The sequence below is a fragment of the Porphyromonas levii genome, from assembly GCF_018206105.1.
Lineage (GTDB): Bacteria > Bacteroidota > Bacteroidia > Bacteroidales > Porphyromonadaceae > Porphyromonas_A > Porphyromonas_A levii.
This window is the reverse complement of the sequence record NZ_JADRGN010000004.1, coordinates 1-18,621: the sequence shown is the minus strand read 5'-3', so window position 1 is coordinate 18,621 and position 18,621 is coordinate 1. Positions and strand designations below refer to the sequence as shown.

The 18,621-nt window shown below is 46.5% G+C and carries 14 protein-coding genes and 1 tRNA gene; 14 read left to right on the top strand and 1 reads right to left on the bottom strand.

All coding sequences use genetic code 11. From position 1 onward, the window contains the following. Nucleotides 1–34 precede the first annotated feature (34 nt). A complete protein-coding gene (locus tag IX315_RS01550) occupies nucleotides 35–577 on the bottom strand; it encodes an FKBP-type peptidyl-prolyl cis-trans isomerase (RefSeq protein WP_018357377.1) in 543 nt (180 codons plus the stop codon). Between the two features lie 671 nt (nucleotides 578–1,248). Between IX315_RS01550 and IX315_RS01545 the strand changes: the two genes are divergently transcribed. The 14 genes from IX315_RS01545 (at nucleotide 1,249) to IX315_RS01480 (ending at nucleotide 18,552) form a co-directional block, all read left to right on the top strand. Next, nucleotides 1,249–1,590, top strand: coding sequence for a hypothetical protein (locus IX315_RS01545; protein WP_156808621.1), 342 nt, complete (start codon nucleotides 1,249–1,251; stop codon nucleotides 1,588–1,590). A 55-nt stretch (nucleotides 1,591–1,645) separates the two neighbouring features. Next, a complete protein-coding gene (locus IX315_RS01540; RefSeq protein WP_211639605.1) occupies nucleotides 1,646–4,060 on the top strand; it encodes a TonB-dependent receptor in 2,415 nt (804 codons plus the stop codon). Between the two features lie 136 nt (nucleotides 4,061–4,196). Then, nucleotides 4,197–8,177, top strand: coding sequence for a glycoside hydrolase family 2 TIM barrel-domain containing protein (locus IX315_RS01535; protein ID WP_211835193.1), 3,981 nt, complete (start codon nucleotides 4,197–4,199; stop codon nucleotides 8,175–8,177). 150 nt (nucleotides 8,178–8,327) lie between these two features. Beyond that, a complete protein-coding gene (locus IX315_RS01530) occupies nucleotides 8,328–8,942 on the top strand; it encodes a 50S ribosomal protein L25/general stress protein Ctc (RefSeq protein ID WP_018357381.1) in 615 nt (204 codons plus the stop codon). A 90-nt stretch (nucleotides 8,943–9,032) separates the two neighbouring features. After that, nucleotides 9,033–9,626, top strand: coding sequence for a DUF3109 family protein (locus IX315_RS01525; protein WP_018357382.1), 594 nt, complete (start codon nucleotides 9,033–9,035; stop codon nucleotides 9,624–9,626). Nucleotide 9,627: 1 nt separating this feature from the next. Further along, nucleotides 9,628–10,230: an aminoacyl-tRNA hydrolase gene (gene pth / locus IX315_RS01520; protein WP_018357383.1), complete on the top strand. Its 603-nt coding sequence runs from the start codon at nucleotides 9,628–9,630 to the stop codon at nucleotides 10,228–10,230. Beyond that, nucleotides 10,205–10,678, top strand: coding sequence for an RNA-binding S4 domain-containing protein (locus IX315_RS01515; RefSeq protein ID WP_134848941.1), 474 nt, complete (start codon nucleotides 10,205–10,207; stop codon nucleotides 10,676–10,678). The genes pth and IX315_RS01515 overlap by 26 nt, the downstream gene beginning before the upstream one ends. A 191-nt stretch (nucleotides 10,679–10,869) precedes the next feature. Beyond that, nucleotides 10,870–12,414, top strand: coding sequence for a bifunctional phosphoribosylaminoimidazolecarboxamide formyltransferase/IMP cyclohydrolase (purH, locus tag IX315_RS01510; protein ID WP_211837110.1), 1,545 nt, complete (start codon nucleotides 10,870–10,872; stop codon nucleotides 12,412–12,414). Between the two features lie 29 nt (nucleotides 12,415–12,443). Continuing rightward, on the top strand, nucleotides 12,444–13,463 hold the full coding sequence (mreB, locus tag IX315_RS01505; RefSeq protein WP_018357386.1) for a rod shape-determining protein: 1,020 nt from the start codon (nucleotides 12,444–12,446) through the stop codon (nucleotides 13,461–13,463). Between the two features lie 83 nt (nucleotides 13,464–13,546). Then, complete coding sequence (gene mreC, locus IX315_RS01500) at nucleotides 13,547–14,401, top strand: rod shape-determining protein MreC (RefSeq protein ID WP_026215500.1); 855 nt, start codon at nucleotides 13,547–13,549, stop codon at nucleotides 14,399–14,401. Then, nucleotides 14,394–14,918, top strand: coding sequence for a rod shape-determining protein MreD (mreD, locus tag IX315_RS01495; RefSeq protein ID WP_134848940.1), 525 nt, complete (start codon nucleotides 14,394–14,396; stop codon nucleotides 14,916–14,918). The genes mreC and mreD overlap by 8 nt, the downstream gene beginning before the upstream one ends. After that, nucleotides 14,915–16,762, top strand: coding sequence for a penicillin-binding transpeptidase domain-containing protein (locus tag IX315_RS01490; RefSeq protein WP_211640614.1), 1,848 nt, complete (start codon nucleotides 14,915–14,917; stop codon nucleotides 16,760–16,762). The genes mreD and IX315_RS01490 overlap by 4 nt, the downstream gene beginning before the upstream one ends. Beyond that, complete coding sequence (gene rodA / locus IX315_RS01485; RefSeq protein ID WP_018357390.1) at nucleotides 16,762–18,228, top strand: rod shape-determining protein RodA; 1,467 nt, start codon at nucleotides 16,762–16,764, stop codon at nucleotides 18,226–18,228. Before IX315_RS01490 ends, rodA begins: the two co-directional genes overlap by 1 nt. A gap of 251 nt (nucleotides 18,229–18,479) precedes the next feature. Continuing rightward, a tRNA-Phe gene (locus tag IX315_RS01480) sits at nucleotides 18,480–18,552 on the top strand. Nucleotides 18,553–18,621: the final 69 nt, after the last annotated feature.

The window sequence follows — 18,621 nt, the reverse complement described above, 5'->3', positions numbered from 1 at the left end:
ACGTCTCTACTATACACTATATCATCATATTATATCAGCAACACCCGTGATCACCACAGCTGCAACCTCCGCTGCAGCTACCACCGCAACTACCATGCTGATGTCCGAAGTACTTATTGTACTCCTCATCGCTAGGCTCATGTACTTCTACCACCTCACCAGTGAAGTGAAGAGCCATGCCTGCAAGGTCGTGATTGAAGTCCATAGAGACGGTCTCATCGGTAATCTTAGTTACTAGACCCTCAACCACCTGACCATCGTCCGTATTCATTGGCACGCGTGCCCCCTCATATACGATCTCGCTATCAAACTCGCCATCAATCTCGAAAGCTGAGCGAGGTAGCTCTATCTGAAGGTCTGGATTGACTGTGCCATAAGCATCGTCTGGCTCTAGCACGAAGTCAAACTTATCTCCAGCCTCTTTGCCTGATAGCTCCGCTTCAAATGCTGGGAGCATCAAGCCCATTCCAAAGATAAACTCCAATGGTGCGCCACCATTGGTGGTCTCGATTAGAGCGCCCTCAGTATCCTCTAGCTTGTAGTGCGCCTGCACTAGAAGTCCTTTATTAATTCTCATGTCTGTAATCTATTTTTCCTAAATGTAAATACAATAAGTCTTACAAACTTAGGTATAAATTTCGACATAACCGACCCTAGCCCCATTTTATACGGTTTCTGTTGTATTCATTTGGTTGATAAGAAGCCTTCTCTTGCTCGTATTATCCTGAATACTAGTTTGTCTACATATTCCTTGCTTGTTGTCGCTATAGCGGTTGACCCGAATACGTAGAGGGGATGACCATCTAATATATACTAAATGAGTGAATTAATATATACTAAATTGGTGAATTAATATATACTAATTGGTCCATTTAATATATACTAAATGGTCATGTACTCTATAGAGGCGGGGAATGGCTGATAGAGAGCGGGCTCTTGGAGAAGCTTTTGAACGGTTTTGCCTGAATATATTGACCATTTTCTGTGCATTATAACTTTCTACTTGACTTTATACCAGTAGGGCAGCACTGGAGGGTTGTCTTCTGCTTACTATTTTACTTGACCATGCGCACTGAGTAGTTGACTTTTTTATGCTGTGCACCAGAATACATGTAGTCAGGAGCTTATCAAAACGACAATGCGCTAGGTATTAATACCTAATAATAGGTAAAATACGTATTTGATATATGTGCTCTCATATAATTATAGTAATTTTGCGCAATGAGATTTGGGAGCCACATATCTAAGATGTCTAAGAGGAAGCTAAGCGCTGGTTTTTTACTGGTGCTCTTCTCCTTGTATGTGGGCGCCATTGTTGCCAACTATCACGCCAATCTTGTCAATGGCATACTAGTCGCCCACTCACACGCTAAGCTCCACAACACTCATGCTTCAGACCACCATGCTCCTGCAGAATTGGTAGTACTGCACCAGTTATCCCATATCCAAATTACTGGTGAGATAGTACCCGAACTAGAGGTAGAAGCACCTAAGGAGGTCGGAACACTTCTCCTTTTTGATCTTGAGAGCGAGGAGTATTCTACCATTCGCGATACCTACTACCGCCGAGGTCCCCCTATGGCTGCATAATAGCTGGGGAGGATGGTAATTGGTATTATAAATTAGGTAGAATAAATCAATCGAAATGAATAAAATAATCTTTCGAAGCATACTTGCTGCTTCGACGGTTTGCGCTGTACTAAATAGCGCCAAGGCAGACGAGGTGACTGCAATCATCAATAATGAATCCAAATATAAAGTTGAGGGACGAGTAATAGACGCTCAGAGCAAAGAGCCTCTCCCATTTTGCACTGTAGTAGTACTAGGAACATCTCTAGGTGGAGTAACGGATGCCGATGGACACTTTACTATCGAGAATGTACCTACAAATGCGCCCAAAGTAAGGGTCAGTTTCGTAGGGTATGCCACTCAAGAGGTAGCACTATCGAAAGAGGGCGACCACGTAATAGCACTGACACCGACCTCTATCAATATGCAGGAAGTGGTGGTGAGTGCTAATAGAGCTGAGACACGTAGGAACGTAGCCCCTGTACTAGTCAACGTAACGGGACAGAAGCTCTTTAATGCCACCAATTCCGTGTCTGTAGACCAAGCATTGAAGTTCAATCCTGGTATCCGTGTGGAAGACAACTGCCAGAACTGTGGTTTTAACCAAGTCCGTATCAATGGACTAGATGGCTCCTACTCTCAGATCGTCATCAACTCAAGATCCATATTTAGTGCGCTCGCTGGGGTGTATGCTCTTGAGATGTTCCCTACCTCTATGATAGACCGTGTGGAGGTCGTACGTGGTGGAGGTTCTGCGCTATATGGTTCGTCGGCAATCGGTGGTACGGTAAATATCATCACTAAGGCGCCAACCCGCAATATGGCTGAAGCAAGCTATACTATCACTAGCATGAAGGACAATTGGGGCAAACCATCACACGACGTTGGGCTCTTTGCCTCAGTAATAGACGATAGTCAGCGTGCAGGAATCTCTATTTTCGGAAAGGTAAAGAGCCGGAAGGGAATAGACTTAGTACGCCCTGGCAGTAAACTTCCTGGGGGTAAGGACGGTTTTACAGACTTGCCACAGCTCTACTCCACAACGGTGGGGACAAGTACTTTCTATGCTGCAACACCCACTACTCGCTTGACACTCGATTACTTCTATACTCAGGAGGAGCGCAGAGGCGGTGATCGCCTAGAGCTACCTGAGCACGAAGCACAAATAGCTGAGAGCTTGCGCCACCGAATACATACAGGTATCTTGCAGATCAATCAAAACCTTTTCAATGGTGATGGACTCCTCACTGCCTTTACAGCAGGGTCTCATACCTACCGCAATAGCTACTATGGTGGTGGCGACTTGGAATTTACAAACTTCCACGACAAGACACTTAAAGATATTGAGCTGGCACTAGGAGCTTATGGAGTCACAAAGGATCTCACTATTCAAAGCGGTGTTCAGTATATACATAGGTTCAAGAAACTGCTCTTCATGCCCTCTGAACTATCTGGAGGATTCGAACATCAGTACAATAAGCTCAATGACAATAGTGGCTATCGTCCAGAGAAGATTGATCAGATAGTCAACACATCAAGTCTTTTCTTACAGAATGAGTGGCGTAATGATCGCTTCGGATTCCTCCTCGGAAGTCGATTCGACTATGTTAATCTCAATCCGGGCAAGAAAGACCTGCCTACCAAGAAGCTCCCAATCTTTACCCCTCGTATGACCGTTCGTTACAATCCTACGGATCGTCTACATATCCGAGGAACCTATGGAGAGGGCTTCAGGGCTCCGCTATTCTTCGACGAAGAGCTACACGTAGCCTTTGCAGGAGGTGAGGGCAAACCACGTGTACTTAGTCCCGACCTACGAGAGGAGAGGAGTCGTAGTGTAACCCTTTCGGCAGACTACTATTTCACAGTGAACAAGGACTACCACTTCAATATCATGGGTGAAGGCTTCTACACTCATCTGAAAGACAAGTTTAACGCAGAGGACAGAGGGAAATTGCTCGAAGTTGTAAATGCTAGTAGCGTGCGTGTGTACGGTGTCAATGTAGAGATGCGTAGCTCATACCGCAACCTACTCTCGCTCGACCTTGGGCTTACGGTACAAAGGAGCTTATTCGACAAGCCTGAAAATGTTGGTATTGACGGTATCGATAGCCGAGAGGTGATGCGTACCCCTAATACCTATGGCTACTTTGTCTTCAACTGGACACCCGACCACCACTTCTCACTCACCCTTTCGGGCGACTACACAGGCAAAATGTACGTACCACATGAGGCTGGAAAGGTAATTGGAGACTATATCACCATCCCAGAGGGAAAGCTAGAGCGCTCTAAGAGCTTCTTCACCCTAGGGACCAAGGCCAACTATGCCATCCATGTACAAAACTCTATGTTGGAGTTTAGTATAGGTGCCAACAATATCTTCAATTCTTACCAAAAAGACTTTGACGAGGGACCCAACCGTGCTTCTAGCTACATATACGGGCCTAAGCAACCTCGCTCAATCTTTGCAGGAGTGAAGCTAACACTTTAATTCAATAATACTACGTCAGTTAATAGGGAGATGAGACAGCGGTCTCGTCTCCCTATTACTTATTAAATTATTTGAGTATCTTTGGAGGGAATATAAATACTATTTAATCAAGACAATAGAAATGAAACGAACTCCAATGCTACTCTCAGCACTATTGCTTTGGCTATGTTTACCCTCACAAAGTACGGCGCAGCAACTACATAGACTAGCTGGCTTTGAATATGGAACAGTAGCTGCTCCAGATGGTTCCGAGTGGGAATCCCCTACCCATCTGAGCCTAAACAAAGAGCAACCTAGTGCCTTCTTCTACAGCTTCAAGAGCCACAAAGCAGCTCGTGCATACCTTCCTTCAGAGGAGAGCGCATACTATCAGAGCCTAGATGGGACGTGGAAATTCAACTGGGTAGGTAACCCTAGCGACCGTCCTGTAGATTTTTACACAATGGACTATGATGTGCAAGGTTGGGATGATATACCAGTGCCTAGTAATTGGAATATAGTGGGAATACAGAAAGATGGTTCGCTCAAGTATGGTGTGCCTATCTACGCTAATCAACCCTACATCTTTCACCACGAGGTAAAGGTGGGGGATTGGAAAGGTGGTGTGATGCGCCAACCCGAACCATCGTGGTCTACCTACTCCAATCGCAATGAGGTAGGCTCGTATGTACGCACCTTCACTGTGCCTGAGGACTGGAGTGGTGAAAGGGTATACGTCAATTTCGATGGTGTCAATAGCTTCTTTTACCTTTGGGTCAATGGTGCCTACATCGGCTTTAGCAAGAACTCACGTAACACAGCTACCTTCGACATTACCCCTCACCTACGAAAGGGTGATAATAAAATAGCGGTGGAGGTGTATAGGAGTAGTGACGGCTCGTTTCTCGAAGCCCAAGACATGTTCCGCCTACCAGGCATCTTTAGGTCGGTATACCTAACTGCCAAACCCCAGTCTCATATCCGAGATCTCGTGGTGATCCCTTCGTTGGATAAAGAGTACACCAATGGGACGCTCCATATCACGGCTGAGCTGCGGCACCAAGGCAAAGGGAGAGTAAAGGGTTACAAGCTCCGCTATTCTCTGTATCAGAATAAACTCTATGAGCAAGACAATACGCCTGTAGCAGGAGCCGAAGTGGTGACCGAAGTCCCAATTATAAAACAGGGGAATTATGCTCAGGTAAAGACGGAGCTTCCGGTAAGCAACCCTGACAAATGGAGCGCCGAGGCGCCACATCTCTACACCCTTGTGGTGGAGTTACTCGATAATAGAGGGAAGGTCGTTCAGACCTCAGCCATCGTTACAGGCTTCCGCCAAGTAGAGATTAAGGAGACCCCTGCAGAGCAAGACGAGTTCGGCTTAGCAGGTCGCTATTACTTTATTAATGGTATGCCGGTGAAGCTAAAGGGGGTAAATAGGCATGAGATGGATCCTATCCATGGTAATGTGATGACTCGAGAGGGTATCATGAAGGAGATAGCGCTAATGAAGCGTGCGAATATCAACCATGTAAGGTTATCGCACTACCCTAATGTCCCTATCTTCTACTACCTTGCAGATAGGTATGGTCTATACCTTGAGGATGAAGCCAACCTTGAGAGCCATGGCTATTACTATGGCAAAGCATCGCTATCCCACGTACCAGAGTTTAGAGACGCTCACGTAGCACGTGTAATGGAGATGGCAGCAGAGGTAGTCAACTCCCCTTCTATCGTTATCTGGTCACTCGGCAATGAAGCAGGACCTGGGGATAATTTCAAAGATGCTTATGCAGCGCTCCATAACTTCGACCCTAGCCGACCAGTACAGTATGAGCGCAATAATAACATTGTAGACATGGGCTCCAACCAGTACCCTTCTATCGCTTGGATGAGAGAGGCAGTAAAGGGCACCTACGATATTAAGTATCCATTCCACGTAAGTGAGTATGCACACAATATGGGTAATGCTGGGGGTAACCTAGAGGATTATTGGACAGCAATTGAGAGCACCAACTTCTTTATGGGTGGAGCTATCTGGGACTGGCGTGATCAGGCTATTTATACCTACGATAAAGAGAGTGGTGCGCGTTACCTAGCCTATGGTGGTGACTTTGGAGATAAGCCCAATAGCGGTATGTTTTGTATGAATGGGGTGATGCTCCCTGACCTATCGCCTAAGCCCTCCTACTATGAGGTGAAGAAAGTGTACCAAAATGTAGGAATCGAGGAGGAAAACCTCAATGAAGGCTTGATTAAGATCTTCAATAAGCGCTACTTCACTACCCTTGACGATATGGAGCTTGTAGTGCAATTACAACGTATGGGAGAGGTGATAGAGGAAAAGGTCGTGGAGATGCCCTCCATCCAGCCTCGCTCTACAGCAAGTATCCAAATCCCATTTTCTCGAGCTCAAGTTATGGAGCGACCCGAGGAGTACTATGTGATGATACAGCTCAGACTGAAGAAAGATCAGCCTTGGGCCAAAGCTGGGTACGTACAGATGGAAGAGCAACTACTCCTCAAGGAACCGCACGATTACCTACAGCTTGCTGAACTCTCGCAGCGCTTCGGCTCGCTAAAAAGCCAAGGCAACAGAGTAAGTGGGGATACCTTCACTATCCTCTTCGATGAAGCTACGGGTACTATCAAAGAGTATACCCATAAAGGCAAGCAACTGATAGGCAGCGGACATGGTCCTCGTATCGATGCATTCCGCGCACCTGTAGATAATGACAACTGGGCGATGAATGCTTGGGTAGCTAATGGTTTGCATAACCTTCAGCACAAGGTCGTGAGCCATAGCACTCACAAGAATAACGATGGCTCTATCTCTTATCTCTTTGTAGTGGAAAGCCAAGCGCCTACTGCGTATGAACTGGGAGGGGGAGTAACTGGGCGCTATGAACTTAAGCCACTTGAGCGTCCTTCGGACTTCAAGTTTGTCACCACTCAGGTATGGACAGTGTATCCCGATGGGTCTATTGCCCTCACCGCTAATGGTACAGCCAACAAATCGGGTATAGCTCTTCCACGCTTGGGCTATGTGCTAGAGATGGCGCCCGAATACAATCAGTACACCTACTATGGTCGTGGACCTTGGAATAATTATAATGACCGCATGTCGGGTGCTTATATGGGTCAGTACAAGGGTACTGTGGCTGACCAGTTTGTACCTTTCCCCAAGCCTCAAAGCATGGGCAATAGAGAAGGAGTACGCTGGGCACAGGTGACTGATAATGAGGGTGATGGTTTACTCTTTATCGCAGAGGAACAGATGAGCACCAGCGTACTTCCATGGTCGGCAGTAGAGCTTATGCTTGCACCTCATCCTTACCAGCTTCCCGAAAGTACAGGCACCCACATCCATCTTGATCTCGGCACCACTGGACTAGGCGGTAACTCCTGCGGTCAGGGTGCTCCACTTACCGAGGATAGGATCATCTCTGGCAACTTTACCTATTCGCTATTGATTCGCCCTGCAGGGACAGAGAAGCGTGTAGCTATCCCCGCAATCCATCCCGTGGGTATTACACGTGATGCAGCGGGACTTGTTACTATCTCCGGGGCAGACCAAATAGAGTATCAAGTAGCAAACGAACGAAAGAGTGAACTGTATAGCGCACCAATTATCATGCGTAATGATGGCACCATCACTGCCTATCCCAAGGGTCAGCGTTGGCTAGCGACCACCATGCACTTTGATAAAATTGAGTCTATCCCAGTGAAAATACATCAAGTCTCTAGCGAAGAGACCTACGATGGAGACGCAGCTCACCTAGTAGATGGCAACCCTACAACAATCTGGCACAGCATGTACTCCGTTACAGTAGCGAGCTACCCACACTGGGTAGTACTAGATGCTGGCGAAGACAAACTGATTAAGGGCTTTGAGTATATGCCACGCCAAGATGCTTCGGATAATGGGAAAGTCAAGGCTTACTCTATACAACTCTCTTCAGATGGTCTGACATGGGACAAACCTATTGTCTCTGGGGAGTTTGATAGATCCAACGATACGAAGCGAGTCATGTTTGACAAACCTGCCAAGGCTCGATACATCCGCTTCAATGCCCTATCAAGCCAAAATGGAGCCGACTACGCCAGTGCAGCTGAGGTGGCTATCATCGCTGACTAAAACACAGATAAAGCGCGGCACAAGTGCTTACTTATTGAGTATTTAAGGAATAATTGGTACCTTTGTGGCGCTTTTTCGGAAAGCCTGTCCGTGTGATGGGAAATTAGTGAAGAGGCTAATTTTGAGTAACACATTTATCAAAGACAAGAAATGAAGACATTTCAGCTAAGTGCCGAGGTTCGTGAGGACAAGGGCAAGAAGCTTGCTAAGCAGCTTCGCAAGCAGGGTCTGGTACCTGCAGTTATTTATGGTGATGGCAAGGAGGCTACTATGCTGACTGTGAAGACCAAGGAGCTTCGCGACCTTATCTACACTCCAGACATCCACATCGTGGAGCTAACTGTGAGTGGTTCACTAAAGCGCTGTATCGTTCAGGACATCCAGTTCCACCCTGTTACCGACAACGTAATCCACATCGACTTCCTAGAGGTTCGTGAGGATAAGCCAATCGTTATTGACGTTCCTGTCAAGCTCGATGGTCACGCTGCTGGTGTACGTGCTGGTGGTAGCCTTCAGCTCGATATCCGCAAGCTCCGTGTTAGGGCTCTGTATGAGTTTGTACCAGATCGTCTACACATCGATGTTACCAAGCTAAAGCTCGGTAAGACCATCAAGGTAGGTGAGCTCTCATTTGAGAACCTCGAGCTACTCAACGCTAAGAATGCTGTAGTTTGCGCAGTACGTGCTACTCGTGCTTCTCGTTCGGCTGCATCTGCTGCAACTGAAGATGAGGAAGAGGAGGATACTGAGGAGTCTGCTGAGTAATCGACGCATCACGAAGCAATTTAGACAACTAACAAAGGAGGTTGATGCGGGCAATATGGCTTGCATCGCCTCCTTTCCTTATCTAAAGAAATGATTGTAGTTGATGATGTATTGGTCAGTTCGGATGTGCTAGAAACTTACTTCGTATGCGACCTACAAGCATGCAAAGGAGCTTGTTGTATCGAGGGAGAATCAGGTGCTCCACTGATTGACCAAGAGCTAGAACCGCTATGCAAGACTGTCCCTATAATCTTGGAATACTTACCCCAGAGCAATCAAGAGTACATGGAAGAGCATGGTCTGATGTACGAAGACTCTGATGGAGATATGGTGACTCAGATTATGGATGGAGAACGATGCGTATTCACCTGCTTTGAAAAGGATGGCTCAGCACGCTGCGCTTTTGAAAAGGCCTATAGTGAGAATAAGAACGACGTCTTTTACAAGCCTATTTCGTGCCATCTGTTTCCAATCCGAGTGAGTGTGCTAAGCGATGGGAGACATGCCCTGAACTATTCTAGATGGTATCCTATATGTGAACCTGCGAGAGCCCTTGGCAAGAAAGAAGGAGTGCGGGTCTATCAATTTTTGAAAGAACCTCTAATCAGAGCCTATGGAGAAGAGTGGTATGACAAATTGGTGGAGCAAGCTGAGCTCTATCTGGAGAAGAAAGAAAATAAGTGAGATGAACCCGAACAAGTTTCTAATAGTCGGGCTCGGCAATATCGGTACCGAGTATGAGGGGACAAGGCACAATGCTGGCTTCATGGTAGTAGACGCGCTAGTGGGCGATACAGCAACATTCGAACCCAAACGCTACGGCGCCGTAGCGAGAATCAAGGTTAAGAACAAGGAACTTGTGGTGGTTAAACCCTCTACATTCATGAACCTCAGCGGCAATGCTGTACGCTATTGGATGAAAGAGGAGGAGATACCTCTGGAGCGCCTACTGGTAGTTGTAGATGAGCTTGCTATCCCTTTTGGGGAACTTCGACTCAGGGGTAAAGGTAGTGCTGGAGGACACAATGGACTGAAACATATTGAAGCCACCCTAGGGACTTCAGGGTATGCCCGACTAAGAGTAGGCATTGGGAATGACTTCCCTAAAGGTGGTCAAATAGACTTTGTGCTCAGTAAGTTTGAGGGAGAAGAAGCCAAAGAGCTACCCCAGGTATGCCAAGATGGGGCTGAGATTGTCAAGGGCTTTTGCCTCTCTGGACTCGAACGAGCCATGAACCAATTCAATACGAAGAAGAAAAAAGATGGCGGAGCAGCAGAGAATAGATAAGTGGCTCTGGGCTACTAGAGTATTCAAGACCCGTTCCATTGCCGCAGATGCTTGCAAGAAAGGGCGCATAACCCTCAACGGACGCACGCTGAAGCCAGCCTCTATGATTAGCGTTGGAGATGTACTGAAGGTAAGGAAACCACCTATCACTTTTTCTTTGGAAGTACTGGGTCTAATCAGTAATCGAGTGGGACCAAAACTTGTGGGAAACTACCTACGCAACGTTACACCAAAGAGTGAATACGAGGTATTGGAGCTCCAAAAGATAGCAGGTAACGTAGGTAGACAAAAGGGAACTGGACGACCGACTAAGAAGGAGCGCCGTGACCTCGACCAATTCATCCACGACGAAAGCGCACCCGATTGGTTCCTTGATGATTGGGATGACGAGGACGAAGATAAAGATGGACTGTGGGAAGACGAAGACTGGGATACCCTTTGGCAATAATCGGCTGCCCACTCAAAAGAATCAAAGCCATATTGATTCATAATTCTAGACGCTTAGACTACCCGGTCTATCGTGCAACACAATAGGCAAAATACATTATTTATTGGTACTGCGGAATATCTTACCATTTATCCCTATTTTTAGTAACTTTGCGGTCTATAGGTGGTTTAGATATAGAGATGGAAAGTTGTATGTCAGAAAGGAAGCTAAAGAGAGCATTGATATCAGTGTTCTATAAGGATGGGTTAGAGCCAATTGTAAAGCATTTATCGAAACTAGGTGTAGAGATAATCTCTACTGGCGGCACGCAAGACTTCATCCAGAAGCTGGGTATAGAGTGTACTGGAGTAGAGGAATTGACCTCCTGCCCCTCGATACTAGGCGGAAGGGTTAAAACACTACACCCAACTATATTTGGGGGTATCTTGGCTCGCAGAGATAATCCTGAAGATGCTAAACAATGTGAGATGTACGATATCCCAGATATAGACCTTGTTATCGTAGATCTCTATCCGTTCGACGAAACAGTTGCCAATGGTGGAAGCCATGACGAAATCATAGAGAAGATAGATATAGGCGGAGTAAGTCTCATTCGGGCGGCAGCGAAAAACTATAAGGACGTACTTATTGTAGCCTCTCGAGAACTATATGGTCAGCTTCTACAGCTCTTGGAAGAAGGAGGTGGAGTGACGACCGAGAAGCAGCGCAAAGTATTTGCGAAGGCTGCCTTTGGCTATACTTCTGAATATGATACCCATATCCACAATTACTTCCATGGCGCTCGCTTTGCTGATAATCTCCCTGAAGAGGGTATCGACTTCTCAATTGCCACGTCTTACGAGCTTCGTTATGGAGAGAATCCACACCAAGAGGCTAAGTTTTATGGGAGTGCGCTCACTGAGCGATTCGAAATTCTACATGGCAAGCAACTAGGTTACAATAATATCCTTGACCTGGATGCCGCATGCAACTTGATTGAAGACTTCGATGAACCAACAGCTGCCATAATCAAGCACAATACGCCTTGTGGTGTTGCTAGTGCGGATACCATTCTAGAAGCTTACACAAAGGCGCTTGCTTCAGACCCAGTCTCTGCATTCGGAGGTATTGTAGTGGTCAATAGAGCTGTGGATAAAGCGCTCGCTGAGGCAATGAATACGCTCTTTATTGAGGTGTTGATTTCCTCCGACTACTCTGAAGAAGCTCTGGAGATACTGATGAGCAAGAAGAATCGTCGCCTGCTCAAAGATAAGATAGGTTTTGACTCTTGCAAATACACTTTCCGCAGTGCCGTAGGTGGCCTATTGGCTCAGGAAAAGGATAGCAAGGTAGAAGAGGCTAGCGAACTACAAGCGACTAGTGACCACAGGGCTACCGATGAGCAGATTGCAGACTTACTATTTGCGATGAAGATAGTCAAGCACTGCAAGAGCAATGCTATTGTACTTGTAAAGGACAAACAATTGGTCGGAGCTGGATACGGACAGACCTCTCGTGTCGATGCTTTACGACAAGCCATCGAGAAAGCCCGTGCTATGGGCTTTGATACCGAGGGAGTAGTACTAAGTAGCGATGCTTTCTTCCCCTTCTCCGATTGTGTTGAGATTGCAAATAAGGCTGGTATCAGTGCAATCATACAGCCTGGAGGTTCCGTTAGAGACGAGGAGAGTATCGACTTTGCTCGTGAACACGGCATACCAATGTACATGACTGGTATCCGTCATTTTAAGCACTAAGTATATAGATAGAAAGAAATAGAATTAATATGGGATTATTCTCTTTTACACAGAAAATGGCAATCGACCTAGGGACTGCCAATACTGTGATCATCAAAGATGGAAAGATTGTAATAGACCAACCCAGTTACATCACTATCAATCGGAAGACTGAGAAGATTGAATGGGTAGGTAGCGAGGCATATCGCCGCGTAGGGAAGGAGAATAACAACCTCCAGACCGTTCGACCTCTAAGGGATGGTGTAGTGGCTGACCTAGGTGCTACGGAGCATATGATTAGGGGATTTATCCAGTTGGCGAAGACCAAGCGATCCATTTTCCCTTCTGCGCTAAAGGTCGTTGTCAGTGTTCCATCAGGTAGTACAGACGTAGAGATACGTGCGGTACGTGATGCTGCAGAGAAGGCAGGCGCCAGCGAAGTGTACCTCATCATGGAACCTATGGCTGCTGCAATAGGTATCGGGCTTGATGTACTCGAACCGAAAGGCAATATGATTGTGGACATCGGTGGTGGTACTACAGAGATTGCGGTGATTACCTTGGGAGGTATCACAACTAATAAGTCCATCAAGGTCGCAGGTGATGAGTTTACCAGCGATATCGTGGACTACATGAAGTCTAAGCACCAGATCCGTATTGGCGAACCTACAGCTGAGGAGATTAAGAAGAACGTAGGCTCTGCTCTACCAGACCTTGAGAATGCTCCTGAGGACTTCTCTGTGATAGGGCAAGACCTAGCGAGCGTGCTTCCTCGCACAGTAAGCGTCAACTACAAGGAGATAGCTGGCTGCCTCGAGAAGTCTATCCAAAAGATTGAGACAGCAATCTCTAATGCCCTAGATTCTACTGCCCCAGAGTTGTATGCCGACATCTATAAAGATGGTGTATTCCTTACTGGTGGTGGTGCGTACCTCAAGGGGCTAGATAAGAGGCTTCACGATAAGTTCCAGATCCCATTCCATGTAGCAGAGGATCCGCTCTATGCCGTGGCAAAAGGGACACATATCGTATTGGAAAATAGCAACCGTTACAGTCAGCTATTTACCTAATAGTCAAGAGTAAGGAGTAATAGATAAAAGGTAACTGTACAAGCTACTTTTTATTTATTGCTCCTTTTCTTTTTACCTCCAGTATGAACCGATTGCTCGAATTCTTACGCTCAAATATCCACCTCATCATATTTGTCCTTCTAGAGGTGGGTGCCTTTGTGTGGCTATTTAGAGGAAGCACCTATCACGAGAGTGTATTCCTAAGTAGCGCCAATAGAGCTACTGGCGCCGTTATAGAGTATGCCAATAAGAGCAATGAATATATAGGGCTTAGGGACGCCAATATTGCCTTGATGGAGCGAGCAGCTCAGCTGGAGATGGAGAATCAGCAATTGAAGTACCAGCTAAAGCGTCTCGAAGTAGACTCTCTCGCATGGCAAAGGCTCTCCACAGATAGTATCATACGCCCTTTTCCATACCACTACGAAGTAGCGCAAGTAGTTGGCACAACCCTCTTCGGTGGTGACAACTATCTGACTATTGATATTGGATCAAAGGATGGGGTATACAACGACATGGGTGTACTCTCCAATCTAGGTGTGGTAGGTGTAGTCAAAACTACAGGGCAAAAGTACGCCAAGGTTATCCCTTTAGTAAATAGGAACTTCAACCTCAATTGCAAACCCTCACCTCAGAGTCAGTTCGTTGGCACCTTGGCTTGGGATGGCAAAGACCTTGAGCACTCACTACTCACCAACCTTCCCAAGCATGCCCCTTATAACAAAGGCGATAGTGTAGTGACCAGTGGTTACTCTTCAATATTTCCAGAAGGCTTGTTCGTAGGTACGGTTGAGGGTGAAGGGGACTCCCCCAACGACAACTTTAGAGCGCTTAGAATAAAGCTAGGAGCTCCATTCGCGACATTGAAGTATATCTATGTGGTACAAAACTTTGAGCGAGAAGAGCGCGAAGAGATAGAGCGCACGGAGAATGAATAAGTTTTACTTTCGGTTTATAGGACAGAGCGCTCTGCTACTATTCCTCCAGCTTGTAGTGATGAATAACATCCGCCTCTTTGGTCTATTCATCCCTATCATCTACTTGTACCCCCTGCTCTTCCTTCCTTATCAAACACCTCGATGGCTCTGTACAGTATTCGCTGCTATAGCTGGGCTACTCATGGATATGATGATGAATACCACTGGCATCAATATGGCGGCTGCCACACTAGTGGGGTTTATCAGGCAACCTCTCCTCTTCTCCCTCACTGAAGAGCAAGAGTTGGATGACCTCACAGCACCCCTTCGTCCATCCATTTACACCCTTAAGCTAGGCAAGTATGTCCTTTATATGCTTCTATTGGCTTTTATCCATGTCGCTAGCACCATGTTACTCGAAGCCTTTTCCGCCAAGCTTTTCCTCAGGATGCTCCCTCATATCCTCGGGTCTACCCTTATCACCTTAATTATATACGCCACCTTCGAGGCGCTTTCTAAGCGAAACCACTCAGCATGAACGGGCTTCAGAAAAATAAGTTCGCTCATCGTCAGTACGCCTTTGCCTTCGTCGTGGTACTGATAGTGGTAATCTATGCCATCCGTCTATTCAATGTACAGGTTCTTTCTCCCGAGTATCGAATAGCCGCAGAGGATATTGCTTTCTACCAAAAGACACTATATCCATCGCGCGGTATGATCTATGACCATGAGGGACAGCTCGTAGTATTCAATAACTCTACTGCAGATGTTCACATCATCTCCCGAGAGGTAAACCCCTTCGATACCCTAGAGTTTTGTAAGATACTTCATATCGCTCCCCAAGAATTAGCCAATCATTTTGATCAAGTACGCGACCGCAAAATCAACCGTGGCTATTCTCCCTACACTCCACAGTTACTCATCTCTCAAATTAGCGAAGAAGAGGCGGGGCTACTAGAGGAAAAGCTCTACAAGTTCCCAGGCTTTTATGTTGTGCACCGTACCATCCGAGACTATAACTATCCCTCCGCTGGTCTAGTCCTAGGTTATATGGGAGAAGTTAGTCCACGGGATATTGAGCGAGACCCCTATTACATCCCAGGAGAACAGATTGGCAAGAGCGGCTTGGAATATAGCTATGAGCGCTTTCTCCGAGGGGAGAAGGGTAAGGAAATCTACATCCGCGATGCCCATGGTAGGGTAAAAGGTCGACGAGACAATAGCGACCTGGAAGAGGAGCTCACATCAGGGCACGACCTCAAGCTAGCGATAGATATTGAGCTACAAATGTATGGGGAGCGACTCATGGCGGGTAAAAGAGGAGCGATCGTAATGATTGAACCTAAGTCAGGAGAGATACGTGCGCTCGTTTCTTCCCCCTACTACGACCCCAAGCTCCTTGTCGGACGTGACAGAGGAAAAAACTTCAAAGCGCTCGAGAGCAACCCCCAGATACCTCTATTCAATAGAGCTATCATGGGCACCTATCCCCCTGGTTCCACCTTTAAGCTAGCTCAAGCAGCGGCTTTTATGCAAGAGGGTGCAGTGACTATCAATGATGCCTACCCCTGCCATCATGGTTATCCAGTGCTACGGAATAGACCTGCTTGCCACAGCCATCCAAGCCCGATATCTCTAATCCCCGCCATCGCAACGTCGTGCAACTCCTACTTCTGCTATGGACTACGTAACTTCTTGGACGATCGTAGTCGATATACCACCACAACACAAGCATTCGAAGCGTGGAAAGGCTATATGGTCAAGATGGGATTTGGCTACACCTTAGGGCTAGACCTTCCAGGAGAGAAACGAGGATTCATCCCCAATGCTGAACTGTATAATAAGATATACGGAGAAGGGAGGTGGGGCTCCTCCACTGTGATATCTATCTCTATCGGTCAAGGAGAAATCCTTGCCACCCCGCTCCAGATCGCTAATCTCGGTGCGCTTATTGCCAATAAAGGGTACTACTACACCCCGCACCTCGTGAGCGAAATTGTAGGTTTACCCTCAGACAGTCTCTATGTAGAGCGCCACGAAACTGGCATAGACCCCAACTACTTCAACTACATTGCCCAAGGGATGCGTGGAGCTGTCACTGGCGGAACATGCCGCAATGCCAACCTCCCCGACTTTGCCGTGTGTGGCAAGACAGGTACAGCCGAAAACGTACATGGCAAAGACCACTCTCTCTTCCTCGGATTTGCCCCACAGGAGGCACCTGAGATAGTCGTGTCGGTGATAGTAGAAAACGGCGGATTCGGTGCCACCTACGCCGTTCCTATTGGACGACTCATGATCGACTACTATCTCCACCACCATGAGATCAGTCCAAGCTCTAAAGTGTTCGAAACCTCCATGCTTAATAGTGTCATATACTGATGCCAAAGTATCAAGAACATACCAATAGCCCCAAGCTATTTCAAAGCATAGACTTCCCCATCCTCCTTCTCTACTTAGTGATGGTTGGAGCAGGATGGATTACTATCTATGCTGCAGGCTATGATCCCGACCTACTAGGTGAGTCACTTGTCATAGATGGACGCCCCAAGTCTCAGCTCCTGTGGATGGGCATTAGTTTTGTTGCGGCTCTCATGATACTCTTGGTGGAGCCACGGTTTATCCGCAATGCTTCAGCCCCTCTCTATGCTTTCACCATATTACTACTCATCGCTACCATATTCTTAGCGCCCAATATCAAAGGCTCCCACTCATGGCTTGTGATTACAGAAACCGTCCGCATACAGCCAGCAGAGTTTACCAAGGTAACAACTGCTATGATGCTTGCGCTGTGGTGTTCACGCTATGAGTATGACATTAAGAAGCCTCAAGAATTAATTGTCTCTCTCTCAATCTTCCTCCTCCCCATACTTATCATTATCCTTCAGAGCGAGACCGGTTCGGCTCTTGTCTTCATGGCATTCGTTTTGGTGCTCTATCGTGAAGGACTCACGAGTGCTGTACCTTTCTTTGGCATACTGCTGGTTACCCTATTTGTCGTTACCCTTCGATTCGAGTCAGTCCTATGGGGTATTACACCCGCAGGTCGCCTGCTCACCTACCTGATTATCTATATCGCCACAGTACTATCCATCAAGGGGTATAGCCAGTCTCATACTCGGCACCTGCTGCCTACACTAGCCATACTTCCTGGAGTTATGCTTATCGCAGCACTCATCAATATTTTCACGCCAGTCAATTATGCTTACCCAGCGCTCATTTCTCTTATAGCACTACTCACACTAACAGTAGTACAAGGCATCCAACGCAAAGGCAAATACCTCATACCTATTGCAATAGGTGCCATAATGAGCTTATCTCTTACCGCCGGTGTCGAATACTTCTTTGATGAAGTACTACAGCCTCACCAACAAACACGTATCCTCGTATCGCTAGGACTAAAAGACGACCCCTCAGGTGCAGGCTACAATGTTCGCCAGAGCTTAATAGCCATAGGCTCAGGTGGAACTACGGGCAAAGGATTTCTCCAAGGAACACAGACCAAGCTCTCCTTCGTCCCAGAGCAGGATACCGACTTTATCTTCTGTACCATAGGCGAGGAACAAGGCTTTATCGGAAGCATCGTATTATTGTCTCTTTTTTTGGTACTCATCCTAAGGATTATCTATATCTCAGAACGACAAGTATACACTTACGTTCGGATTTACGGCTACAGTGTTGCGAGCATTCTCCTTTTTCACCTTATCATCAATATCGGCATGGTTATCGGATTGGTACCAGTAATTGGTATCCCTCTTCCATTCTTTAGCTACGGAGGCTCCTCTCTCCTGAGCTTTACCATCCTTCTTTTCATACTTCTTCGTTTAGATAGTCGGAAAAACGACTAATGACACACATTAGTTAGCTAAGGTAATCAGATACCTGTAACCAATCAGTCAATTATAGGGAAAAGTTGGCTACAAAAGAAAAATATTTTTGCTTGTATATATTACTGATATATAGACCTATAAGGCAATACCTGATAATAATACCACAATACCGAGTAAAAATAGGGCGCTAAAAAATTTGGTAATTAAAAATATTGTGGTACCTTTGCGGAGCAAAACTGAAACAAGTAAGTGATGCAAACAAGAAAGTTGGTGCCATAGCTCAGTTGGTAGAGCAAAGGACTGAAAATCCTTGTGTCCCCGGTTCGATTCCTGGTGGCACCACTCCCTCCCCCCGAAGGCTCGTTGATCTTCAATACTTGAAGACACGAGCCTTCATTTTATCTAATCCTA